This is a genomic window from Rickettsia japonica YH, assembly GCF_000283595.1.
GTDB classification, from domain to species: domain Bacteria; phylum Pseudomonadota; class Alphaproteobacteria; order Rickettsiales; family Rickettsiaceae; genus Rickettsia; species Rickettsia rickettsii.
This window is the reverse complement of record NC_016050.1, coordinates 738,581-750,328: the sequence shown is the minus strand read 5'-3', so window position 1 is coordinate 750,328 and position 11,748 is coordinate 738,581. Positions and strand designations below refer to the sequence as shown.

Below are 11,748 nucleotides of genomic sequence, written 5' to 3'. Positions count from 1 at the left end.
GATTGGTAAAACCCATTATGTCACCTAGTTCGCTTGACCACTGGGACCATAAAAATAATTTAAAGTACTAATATTTAATTGGGGCCCGCTACAAGCTTGCGGGATAATGACAAAGCAATTTTGGATTCCTGCTTCTAGCTAGGAATGATATCGAAGGTGTTTTTTGCACCATGCAACAACGTCCCTAGGTAATGTTGGATTAATCACTTATTTATAATATTTTCTCCTTCTTTTCTACTTCTACTAGTTTCTACACAATTAAATTTTAGTTTATATTAACAAGCTAATTTTTTATTAAATAATATAATTATATACTTGACTAAATTACTTGGGTATTGTAGATATAAAACAATTTTAAGTTTTAATAGGTTGGTTATATGATGCTGACGACGAAAGGAAGATATGCCGTAATGGCAATACTTGAAATGGCTTCAAAATCAAGTGCCGAACCGGTCACTTTGAATGAAATGTCCGTAAAACAAAATATATCGCTTCACTATTTAGAGCAGATATTTTCTAAACTTAAAAAAGCTGATCTAGTTAAGGCTATTAGAGGATCGAAAGGTGGGTATATTTTAATCGGTAACCTAGAAGAAATAAAAATTTCCGATATTATGGACGCCGTTAACGAAAATTTTATAATGACTACCTGCTATAAGAAGTCAGTTAAAACTTGCGTGCCTGATACAATAAAATGTAATTCGCATAAATTATGGCAAGGTCTTGGTAAGCATATTAGAGATTATTTTGAAAATATCTCAATTAAAGATGCTTTAAACTCAAATTTAAATGTATGATATATTTAGACCATAATGCTACTACTTTTATCGACCCTAGAGTTAAGGAATTCATAATAAGTTTAATGGACAAGGAGCTTAATCCTTCATCAGCACATAGCTCAGGTAGATTTGCTAAGAATCTCATAGAAACGGTACGCGCACAAATAGCGATGGCTCTTGGTATAACCTTATCATCTAGAGAATATGATATTACTTTTACTTCATCAGGGACTGAAGGTAATAATTTAATAATGAAAAATTTTTATGACGGCGATATTTTTATTTCAGCTATTGAACATTTATCGATCTATAACCATATAAACTACGCTCCAAATATTAAAGTTATAAGTGTTAATACGCAAGGGCTAGTTGATTTAGAACATTTAGAAGAGTTGTTAGCTCAAAGTAATACTAGTAAAAAACTAGTTTCCATAATAATGGCTAATAATGAAAGCGGAGTTTTACAAGATATAGCTGAGATAGGTAAAATAACTAAAAAATATGAGGCAAAACTTCATAGCGATTTAGTGCAAGGTTTTGGCAGAATACCAATAAATATCAAAGCATTAGGATTAGATTTTGCTACAATTTCAGGGCATAAAATAGGAGGGGGGCAGGGTGGTGCTGCTTTAATTTCTAGCTCTAATTTTCAAGTTACTCCAATGATTATAGGAGGAGGGCAGGAAAAATCAGTACGCTCAGGCACTGAAAATGTTTTAGCAATTGCAGGATTTGGTTTAGCTTCTGCATTGAGGACAAACAATATCTCAGAAAATTATATAAAAATCAAAAAGTTACAAGAAAATTTAGAGAAAAAATTAAAAAAATATCCTAATGTAAATATTGTTAGTAATAACGTAGCTAGGTTGCCTAATACTACCTTAATTACTATACCAAATACGGATGCACAAGTGAAATTAATTGGGTTTGATTTACATAATATTTGCGTAAGTTCCGGTTCTGCTTGTTCATCGGGAAAAATATCTAAATCGCATGTATTAACCAATATGGGTGTAGGGGAAGAAGAAGCAAAATCTTCGATTAGGATATCTTTAAGCCATACTAATACGGTAAGTGATATAGAGGCTTTTATAGAGGCTTTTGAGGAGATTTACGATGTCATTCCTAGCTAAAAGCGACGTTGTTGCACGGCTCCGTTTATGTCATTCCCGCTTCCGCGGGAATGACATCGGTGACTGTTTAAACTATACCAAAACATGAATTAATTTAACCATATGAACCAACAATTAAACAATTTAACCTTACCGATATATATGGATTATCAGGCGACGACTCCAATAGATCCAAGAGTAATGGAGGAAATGTTGCCTTATTTTACTACCAAATTCGGCAATCCTCATTCACGCAGCCATTCTTTCGGTTGGGAGGCAGAAAACGCCGTTGAAGAGGCAAGGAGTATGGTAGCAAAGTTAATAGGAGCGGATACTAAAGAAATTATTTTCACTTCCGGTGCAACTGAGTCTAACAATCTTGCAATAAAGGGAATAGCAAAATTTTACAGCAATAAAAAGAATCATATTATTACCGTAGTCAGTGAACATAAATGTGTACTTGATGCTTGCAGGCATTTAGAGCAAGAAGGTATAAAAATCACATACTTACCGATTAAGCCAAATGGAATAATCGATTTAGAAACTCTAAAAAATGCCATTACCGATCAGACTATGTTAGTTTCAGTTATGGTGGTTAATAATGAAATAGGTGTTGTTCAGCCTTTAAAGGAAATCGGGAAAATTTGCCGTGAAAAGGGCGTTTTTTTTCATTCCGATATTGCTCAAGGTTTTGGTAAAATTCCAATTGATGTTAACGCATTTAATATTGATCTTGCCAGTATCTCAGGGCATAAAATTTACGGTCCGAAAGGAATAGGTGCATTATATGTAAGGAAAAAACCTCGTGTCCGTGTTACACCGCTCATAAACGGTGGTGGGCAGGAGAGAGGTATGCGTTCAGGTACGCTACCGACTCCTTTAATCGTAGGGCTTGGCATGGCTGCTAAAATAGCGTATAGTGAGATGGAAAAAGATACTAAGCACGTAAATTACTTATTCGACAGATTTTTAAATAATATACATAAGCGAATTTCAGAAGTTTATTTAAACGGCGATAAAAATCAAAGATATAAAGGTAATTTAAATTTAAGCTTTGCCGGAGTTGAAGGAGAATCCATGATCCTTGCCATTAAAGATTTAGCGGTTTCCTCCGGTTCTGCTTGTACTTCTGCCTCTTTAGAGCCGTCATATGTTTTACGTTCTATGGGAATCGGTGAAGAGCTTGCCCATACTGCAATTAGGTTCGGCATAGGTAGATTTACTACCGAGCAGGAAGTTGACTACGCAGTAAATTTAATATGCTCAAAAATCGATAAACTAAGGGAATTAAGCCCTCTTTGGGAAATGATGCAAGAGGGAATTGATTTGAAAAAGATTAAATGGGCTGTACATTGAGAATATAGTCATTGCGAGCAGCCGTAGGCTGCGTGGCAATCTTGTCAAATATCCTGAGATTGCTTTGTCAAAACTTGCAGTTTTTCCTCGCAATGACGGCTCAGGTATTCACGCAAGTATAACATACAAAACCAAATTTGAGGGAATAACAATGGCTTATAGCAAAAAAGTGATAGATCATTATGCAAATCCTCGTAATGTTGGATCGCTTGATAAAGAAAATAAAAATGTTGGTACAGGACTAGTTGGAGCTCCTGCTTGCGGTGACGTTATGAAGTTACAAATCGCAGTTGATGATGACGGGATTATTACAGATGCTAAATTTAAAACATTTGGCTGCGGTTCAGCTATTGCTTCAAGTTCTTTAGTAACGGAGTGGGTTAAAGGAAGATCGGTAGAAGATGCCGAGACTATTAAAAATACCGAAATAGCAAAAGAATTGTCACTTCCACCGGTAAAATTACATTGCTCACTACTTGCTGAAGATGCAATAAAAGCAGCTATAGCCGATTACAAACAGAAAAAAGAAAGCAAAAAAGACTCTTAAAACATGAAAAATGTTATTTCATTAACCGATTCTGCTGCAAAGCAAGTAAAATTGCTAATAGAAAAACGCGCCAAGCCTACCTTTGGTATTAGGGTAGGGGTTAAGTCAGGCGGTTGTGCCGGTCAGACTTATTACGTGGAATATGCCGATAGTAAAAATCAATTCGATGAAGTAGTTGAAGAAAAGGGCGTACGGATACTAATCGACCCAAAGGCATTAATGTATATTCTAGGTTCTGAAATGGACTATGTAGAGACTAAATTCAAATCCCAATTCACTTTCACCAATCCTAACGAAAAAGCTAATTGCGGCTGTGGCAAATCTTTTAGCGTGTAACACTTTAAAATCAATAAAGGTTTTAAAATATGTTTAACTGGGTTTATAATAAAATATTCTCTTATCCTTCACCTAATATTGAAAGCTTACGAAAAGCACTAGAGGAAAGAATTGATTTCTTTTCTCCGCTTAATACAGAAGAAAAGGAAAGAAGGGCTGAAAATAGAAGATTGCAGTAAATATTTAGATGATGACTTTGAAAATTCTTTTTACTATTCAAGCTAGTAAAGATTTGGAAGAAAACGTTTAAAAGCAGTAAAAAAACACTGGCATATCTACAGGCAAACCCTCATCATCCTAGTTTAAATACCCATAAATATAAAAATCTGTTAGAGGACATAATGGAGAAGAAATATTTGAAGCTTATGCTGAAAATAATACTCCTGCTGCTTATAGAATTTTTTGGTATTATGGACCAAACAAAGATAATATCACACTATTCTAGCAATTACAGCACATCCATAAAAAGTCAATTGCAGTTGACTATTACACCAATAGCTTTATTTTAAGAAAAATCATGCAAATCACCGGAAAATAAAATCCCCCAGCCTACTGCGATATGATTAGGATCGCGTATATTATTATATTTAACTAAATCCTGAACAGGAGTATCATAATTTTGTGAAATTTTTGATAAAGCATCTCCTGATTTCACTGTATAAACTTTAGTGGTGCGATTTGGCATGTTAACTCCTAAGATTATTTTTGATAGCTTAAAAAAGCTATTAATCTTTTGTTTAGAAATCAAGAGTAAAATAATTATAGGTAGTTTTAACTATTGCTAAAAATCATTATTTCAGCTATTTTAAAGCTGTTTCTTTAAATTAGATTAATATGTCACAAAAATTAGGTTTCTGGGCGGTTTTTGCCTTAGTAACCGGCAGTCAAATCGGTACTAGCGTTTTTATATTACCGTTAAGTTTAGCACCGTTCGGTATATACAGCATTTGGGGCTGGGTACTTTCATTATTTGGTGCTATGAGTATAGCACTTGTATTTTCTACCCTTTGTGCAAAATTTCCTAAAACAGGAGGTCCGCACGTTTATGTACGGGCAAATTTCGGGGATAAAATAGCTTTTTTCACCGGTTGGACTTACTGGGTTATATCCTTTGTCAGTACAAGTATAGTAGTCATTTCGGCAATAGGTTATCTAACGCCTTTTTTTAAATCACAAGCGATTTTAGACTTAATATTACAAATCATATTATTAGGTGCTATTATGGTTTTAAATTTAAAAGGTCCTGAAGTAGCAGGAAAAGCAGAGTTTTATTTAACTCTCTTAAAATTTGTTCCATTGCTTGTAGTAGGTTTATGTGCTTTATCACATTTTAATATAGATAATATAACTATTGCCGAGGAAGTAGAGAATTTAAGCATTCCGAGCATTATGGGAAGAGTTGCACTTCTTACTTTTTGGGGATTTATCGGCATAGAATGTGCAACTACCACGGCAGGTGCAGTAAAAGATCCGGCAAAAACCATTCCACGAGCCATAATAGTTGGAACTTTTTGCGTAGCAGTGTTATATATTATTAATAGCATAGGTATAATGGGATTAATCCCTGCTTCTGAACTTATTAGTGCTAAAGCTCCTTATGCCGATGCCGCTTCATTATTATTCGGAGGTAAATGGTCAAGCGTAATTACGGTTATAGCCTCGATTATATGTATAGGTACGCTCAATGCTTGGGTGCTGACTAGCGGACAGATAGCTCTTGGGCTTGCAGAAGACGGTTTATTACCGAAATTTTTTGCTAAGAAAAATAGCAATAACGCTCCAACTCACGGAATTATTGTAAGCTGCCTTGGCATTGTGCCGTTATTAGTCTTTACGGCAAATGATAATTTTGCCAAACAGATTACACAAATAATAGATTTCTCGGCAATCACATTCTTATTCGTCTATTTAATTTGTAGCTTAGCTTTTTTAAAGGTGATTTTTAGCTCAAAAGAAAATTTTTCTTATTATTATTTACTTATAGCTATAATATCGATTATCTTTTGTGCATGGGTTATCTATGAAACACCTGTTAAAACTTTGATTATAGCTAGTTCTTTTACTATCTTTGGTATTCCTTTGTATTATGGATGGTATAAATGTCATTCCCATCTATGAGCGTTGCCTAGCTGGATTCTGAGCTGTCATTGCGAGCGACTGCAAGGAGCGTGGCCATCCAGAAAAAATAATAAAAAAAATTCTGTAAATCAGAATTTTTTAACTGGATTGCTTCGTCAATTACTTAAGTAATTTCATTGCAATGACGGCTCAGTCTCCAAGCGGGCAAGAGCACGACATAAGAGATATAAACATGGCAAAAATCCGCATTAATCTGCTTAGAAATTTATTCACAGAATATGATATAGACGGTTATATAATTCCGTCTAACGATAAATATATGAGTGAATATGTTCCAAGCTACGCAAAGAGACTTGAATATATAACAGGTTTTACTGGTTCAAACGGTATAGCTATTATATATAAAGATACAGCATTATTCTTTACCGATGGACGTTATTTAGAGCAAGCAAATAAAGAGCTGGATTTAGAGCTTTTTAAGCTTTTTGACTTAAAAGATATATCTAAGTTTGGTAAAGATGCAAAAATAGGATATGATTCTGAATTATTTACTTATCCCACTATATCAAATTTAAAGTTCAATTTTCAGAAGATTAATGGAAATTTAGTTGATAAGATTTGGCCAAATCAGCCGCTAGAGCCAAACTCTAAAGTTTATTTGCATGATATTAAGTTTGCGGGCGTTAGTCATACTGATAAAATAAGTAAATGTCGTGAAATTTTTTTGGATTCCCGCTTTTGCGGGAATGACATAGAGGAAAGTGGGAATGACACCGAGCAATCTGCCTTAGTCATTCTCGATAGCTCCTCCATATGTTGGTTACTAAATTTGCGGGCCAGTGACGTTGCTTATACGCCTTTAATGTTTGCAAAAGTTATACTCACTTCTACACAATTATATTTGTTTATAAATCCTACAAGAATTGATGCCGAAATTATTAATGCTCGTCCTGAAATAACGATTTTACCGGAAGAAGAATTTGAAAATATTTTAAGAGATAGCGAGAATAAACATCTTTCCAAACCAGCTTATAGAGAGGAACTTAAAGGAGATACGAAACGCAGCACCGCAGTGTACAAAAGCGTAAGTGAGGATGCGAGTATCGGATCGATGTCTAAATTACCTCTAGAAGCAAAGTGTGGGAAGATGTCTAATATTTTTATTGATGATACTATAGCATCTGTTCATATAATGGACTTAGTAGCTGATAAAAAAGTACAACAAATTACCGATCCATGCTTAATGCTTAAAGCTTGTAAGAATGATGTAGAAATTAAGCATGCAATCGATTTGCATATTAAAGATGCAGTAGCTTTATGTGAATTTTTTGCTGATTTTGCTCAATGTCATCCCCGTGAAAACGGGGATCCAGAAAAACATAATATGGATTCCCGCCTTCGCGGGAATGACATAGGAAATAACGAATTGACCGAGTATTCCCTCGGTTTAAAGCTTACAGAGCAACGAGCTAAACAAGAGGGATATGTTTCGGATAGTTTTCCTGCTATTTGCGGATTTCAGGAAAATAGTGCTATTATTCATTATAGAGCTGACCAAAAAACTGCTAAAAAAATTGAAGGGCAGGGGATATTACTGATAGATTCCGGCGGTCAGTATCAAGGTGCTACTACCGATATAACTAGAACAATAGTAATAGGTACACCGACAGATGAGCAGAAAAAGCGTTATACGCAAGTACTTAAAGGACATATTGCTTTAGCTAAAGCCAAATTCCCAAAAAATATCATCGCAGGAGCTAATCTGGATATACTCGCTCGGCAATATTTATGGCAAGAAATGCTAGATTATCCACACGGTACAGGGCATGGGGTAGGGAGCTTCTTAAGTGTTCACGAAGGACCGCAAAGCATAAATCTTCGTAATAAAATAATACTTAAAGCAGGTATGATCTTATCTAATGAACCGGGTTTTTATATTCCTGGCAAATATGGTATTAGGATTGAGAATTTGATGTATGTAAAAGAAAATAATGGATGGCTTGAGTTTGAGACCTTAAGCCTAGTGCCTTATGCTAGTAAATTGACTGATATGAAACTACTTAATATTGATGAAATAAACTATATCAAGGAATATTATAACAAAATTAGAGCTAAAATTTATGATTTATTATCCACGCAAGCGAGGAATTGGCTTAATAATGAAATAAATTTATTTTTACAATATTGACGTTTCCGCTATTTATTGGTATAAAGTCTATACATTTCTAATTTCTACATTTTTCTACATTGGGACGTCGCCAAGTGGTAAGGCAACGGTTTTTGGTATCGTCATCCGGAGGTTCGAATCCTCCCGTCCCAGCCATTTGTCAATTTTCAATAATTGTTCTATAATCTATATTATGGAAAATAAAAATGATAATTTATCTATTAGTGATGGTGCATTCGATTGGATTTGAACCAACGACCTTTGCCTTCGGAGGGCAACGCTCTATCCAGCTGAGCTACGAATGCAATTTAATTTAATAAGAGCGATCCAAAATAAATTTAATAATCGAAAACAAATAGTCTTTATAAATATTCTGAACCGGAATTTTATTTAATAACTTACTTACTTCATTTTCTAAGTTACTCAAATCATTAACTGTTTCATTGTAAATTTCATGCTTTACCATTAAGTCATGTATTTTTACAAAGTCATCGTTAGTACGCTTATCACATTTAATTATATTTTCGAGCCAAAGCTGCTTATCTTGCTCTAACTTATTATATAAAAAAATCAGCGGTAACGTAACTTTTCCTTCTAAGAAATCATCGCCAATATTTTTGCCTACCTGTTTATCATTACCCAAATAATCAAGCAAGTCATCTATAACCTGAAATATCGTACCGAGTAATTTCCCAAAGTCCTGCATATCTTTAGAAATATGGTCTACCTGCTCTGCTATAATAGCTCCAACTGCACAAGCAGCTCCAAATAGTTCGGCGGTTTTAGATTTAACTATTTGCTGATATTCGTCTATAGTTATAATACGTCGTTCATTTAACTTCACTAGCTGTACTACCTCCCCTTCGGAAATAATTGCCGAAGCTTTAGCTAGAACATTCATAGCTTTAATAGAGCCGGAAGCTACCATTAACTTAAAAGACTGACTAAAGAGGAAATCACCCACTAAAATACTTGTTTTACTGCCCCAAATAACGTTAGCCGTAGGTTTGAATCTTCTTAAAGTGCTGTCGTCTACCACATCATCATGAAGCAATGTGGCGGTGTGAATGAATTCAACGGCACTTGCGAGCTTTATATGATTATCGCCTTTATAATCAAACATTTTAGCAGTTATTATAGTTAAAAGCGGACGAATTCTTTTACCTCCTGCTTCTAGTAAATATTTACCGACCTTTTCTATTAACTCTTCATCACTTTTTAAATAGCTAATGATTAAATTGTTTAACTTAGTTACTTCATCTTTTAAATCTTGCTGTATTTTTACTATAATATTCATGGCTGGTATTTTTATAAATTGTTCTGTCATTAAGTTAAAAGCGGACGAATTCTTTTACCTCCTGCTTCTAGTAAATATTTACCGACCTTTTCTATTAACTCTTCATCACTTTTTAAACAGCCAATGATTAAATTATTGTTCTGTCATTGCAAGAAAAAATTGAAAATTTTGATGCAGCAATCTCATGCCAAAATCCTGAGATTGCCACGCGCCTTTCAGTCGCTCGTAATGATGATTAACGAAGTTCATCGAGTATACATTCCTCTAATATTTTTTTATTAACATTAGGAATTAACTCCATAATTTTTTCTTTTACATTTTCACCGGGTTGCACTTTTTTTACTGCTGCTTGATATAAAGATAAATAATATAAAGGTATAAGTTTATTTATATCATCTATATTACCTATTTTAGCTTTGTTTAAATCGGATAAATCAAACACATACTCAATGCTAGCATCAATTAAATTAGATGAATTCGGGTGATCGGAAATAGTTTTTAAAAATGATTTCAAAGCATTCCCGTATACTTCCTTACTCTCTTCCGAAAAATCTTTAAAATCCCCTACTCCGTATATATATGCACTTAAAACATCTATTATTCTAGAGTAATCATTAATTACTATCGTACCTTTACTGTAAGAATCTTTAAGAGCATTTACTATAGTTTCATTTGTTATATTAAATCCCGATGCGTTTGAATAGAGACTTAAAGCATTTATCTGTGCTCTAGTTAATTTGTTTAATTCAGTCACTAAATTAATATTTAAATTAAAATTATATTCCCTATCTTCAAAAATACTAAAATTATATTGTTTATCATTATTTAAAATATAGCTTAGTTCATTATTAAAATCTTTATATAGCTTATTATCAGAAAGTTTAAATAAATAGGTTTGCTTATCGTAATATTTCTTTATAAATTCTAATGCACCTATTATAAAACCAGGTTTTAGCTTAAATTGCGAATCTACCAAAAGATCAATATTATTATTGCCGAAATTGTTTAACTTACCTTTATATAATAAATTAATATTATTTTCAAAGTTATTACTATTGATTTTTGCATTAGTAACTTCAATTGTTAAATCTTTAGCAATATCTTTAAAATGCACACTACTAGTACTAATCAAGAAATTACCGGAAAATTTGAAATTATTATTCCAAGCGGGTCGATATAATAATAAGCCGGCAGGTATTATTCTATCTTCAAGGTTACTTTGTACTATTTCGGTTTCATAATAAATTGCTAATTTTTGCGGTATGTTATCAAGGAAATCCTGTTTACTTGTATAATACTTACTTTTGTCAAATAACATAGTAAGTATAGTATGATCTTCTTCATATAATTTTTGATTATCGACTAAGTCAAAAATTTCTGTTTTACCGGAAGTAAATTTAATATTTTCTATTAAATTTATAACTTCAAATAAATCTTTTTTAAATCGTACTATTTCAAATAATTTTAAATTTAACGGTATTTTTGTTGATAATATACAGTTCTCATTATAAAATCTTACTCCAAAGCCTCTTTGAACCGGCTTAAATTTTCCGAATGCTTCTCCGGAAAAATGTATAAATAATTTCTGCTTAAGTAAATCATAACCGATATTTATCGGTGTGGTAAATTCAGTTACTCTATTAATACTCTCTTCTTGCCAATTAATTACTGAAATACCTAATTTGAAAGGAAAACCATATGGCTGAACTTTAGAAAACTTAATAAGATATTGCTGATTAGGATTATTATCAGCCTCTTCTATATTAAGGTTGGTACCGGCATATTTTTGATTTATAGAGTGTGATAAAGAGAACATAATAGTAAACCACAGCCCACTATATGCGAGTATAATAAAGATAGTTATAAATAATATTATTTTAAGAATTTTTTTCATCTTTAAATCGGTATTATAGTGTGTTTTCTGTTGTTGTATGGATAAGTTTTTTCGTCATTGCAAGGAAAAATTGAAAATTTTGACGAAGCAATCTCAGGAGTTTGTTATTATTGCATGAGATTGCCACGCAGTCTACAACTGCTCGCAATGACTGGGTGGTATCTACGCAACAATGCCCGCT

11 protein-coding genes and 2 tRNA genes are annotated in these 11,748 nt (G+C 33.3%); 9 read left to right on the top strand and 4 right to left on the bottom strand.

Going from position 1 to position 11,748, the window contains the following annotated elements; genetic code table 11:
• The first annotated feature begins 377 nt into the window (after nucleotides 1-377).
• The 6 genes from RJP_RS04075 (at nucleotide 378) to RJP_RS09595 (ending at nucleotide 4,309) form a co-directional block, all read left to right on the top strand.
• Nucleotides 378-797: a Fe-S cluster assembly transcription factor gene (locus tag RJP_RS04075; protein WP_014120872.1), complete on the top strand. Its 420-nt coding sequence runs from the start codon at nucleotides 378-380 to the stop codon at nucleotides 795-797.
• Nucleotides 794-1,912, top strand: a complete 1,119-nt coding sequence (locus tag RJP_RS04070; protein ID WP_014120871.1) for a cysteine desulfurase family protein — start codon at nucleotides 794-796, stop codon at nucleotides 1,910-1,912. Before RJP_RS04075 ends, RJP_RS04070 begins: the two co-directional genes overlap by 4 nt.
• A gap of 102 nt (nucleotides 1,913-2,014) precedes the next feature.
• Nucleotides 2,015-3,247 carry an IscS subfamily cysteine desulfurase gene (locus RJP_RS04065; protein WP_014014437.1) on the top strand — a complete coding sequence of 411 codons (1,233 nt, stop codon included), beginning with the start codon at nucleotides 2,015-2,017 and terminating at the stop codon, nucleotides 3,245-3,247.
• Between the two features lie 151 nt (nucleotides 3,248-3,398).
• The gene (gene iscU / locus RJP_RS04060; RefSeq protein ID WP_014014436.1) at nucleotides 3,399-3,794 is read left to right on the top strand and encodes a Fe-S cluster assembly scaffold IscU; all 396 of its coding nucleotides are present in this window, start codon (nucleotides 3,399-3,401) and stop codon (nucleotides 3,792-3,794) included.
• 3 nt (nucleotides 3,795-3,797) lie between these two features.
• The gene (locus tag RJP_RS04055; RefSeq protein ID WP_004998325.1) at nucleotides 3,798-4,130 is read left to right on the top strand and encodes an iron-sulfur cluster assembly accessory protein; all 333 of its coding nucleotides are present in this window, start codon (nucleotides 3,798-3,800) and stop codon (nucleotides 4,128-4,130) included.
• Nucleotides 4,131-4,159: 29 nt separating this feature from the next.
• Nucleotides 4,160-4,309: a hypothetical protein gene (locus RJP_RS09595; RefSeq protein ID WP_167535734.1), complete on the top strand. Its 150-nt coding sequence runs from the start codon at nucleotides 4,160-4,162 to the stop codon at nucleotides 4,307-4,309.
• A gap of 326 nt (nucleotides 4,310-4,635) precedes the next feature.
• On the opposite strand, the gene RJP_RS04050 is transcribed toward RJP_RS09595, so the two are convergent.
• Nucleotides 4,636-4,815 (bottom strand): LysM peptidoglycan-binding domain-containing protein, encoded by a 180-nt coding sequence (locus RJP_RS04050; RefSeq protein WP_014120870.1) that lies wholly within the window; start codon nucleotides 4,813-4,815, stop codon nucleotides 4,636-4,638.
• Nucleotides 4,816-4,964: 149 nt separating this feature from the next.
• On the opposite strand from RJP_RS04050, the gene RJP_RS04045 reads away from it, so the two are divergent.
• The 3 genes from RJP_RS04045 (at nucleotide 4,965) to RJP_RS04035 (ending at nucleotide 8,532) form a co-directional block, all read left to right on the top strand.
• Complete coding sequence (locus tag RJP_RS04045) at nucleotides 4,965-6,248, top strand: APC family permease (protein WP_014120869.1); 1,284 nt, start codon at nucleotides 4,965-4,967, stop codon at nucleotides 6,246-6,248.
• A gap of 193 nt (nucleotides 6,249-6,441) precedes the next feature.
• Nucleotides 6,442-8,397, top strand: a complete 1,956-nt coding sequence (locus RJP_RS04040) for an aminopeptidase P family protein (protein WP_024704582.1) — start codon at nucleotides 6,442-6,444, stop codon at nucleotides 8,395-8,397.
• A 60-nt stretch (nucleotides 8,398-8,457) separates the two neighbouring features.
• A tRNA-Gln gene (locus tag RJP_RS04035) sits at nucleotides 8,458-8,532 on the top strand.
• Between the two features lie 72 nt (nucleotides 8,533-8,604).
• On the opposite strand, the gene RJP_RS04030 is transcribed toward RJP_RS04035, so the two are convergent.
• From RJP_RS04030 to RJP_RS04015, 3 genes are all read right to left on the bottom strand, one after another.
• Nucleotides 8,605-8,681: transfer RNA gene (locus tag RJP_RS04030), tRNA-Arg, on the bottom strand.
• A gap of 8 nt (nucleotides 8,682-8,689) precedes the next feature.
• Nucleotides 8,690-9,673 (bottom strand): polyprenyl synthetase family protein, encoded by a 984-nt coding sequence (locus RJP_RS04025; RefSeq protein ID WP_014120867.1) that lies wholly within the window; start codon nucleotides 9,671-9,673, stop codon nucleotides 8,690-8,692.
• 235 nt (nucleotides 9,674-9,908) lie between these two features.
• Entirely contained in the window at nucleotides 9,909-11,567 is a 1,659-nt protein-coding gene (locus RJP_RS04015; protein WP_014120866.1) for a hypothetical protein, read from the bottom strand.
• Between the last annotated feature and the right edge of the window lie 181 nt (nucleotides 11,568-11,748).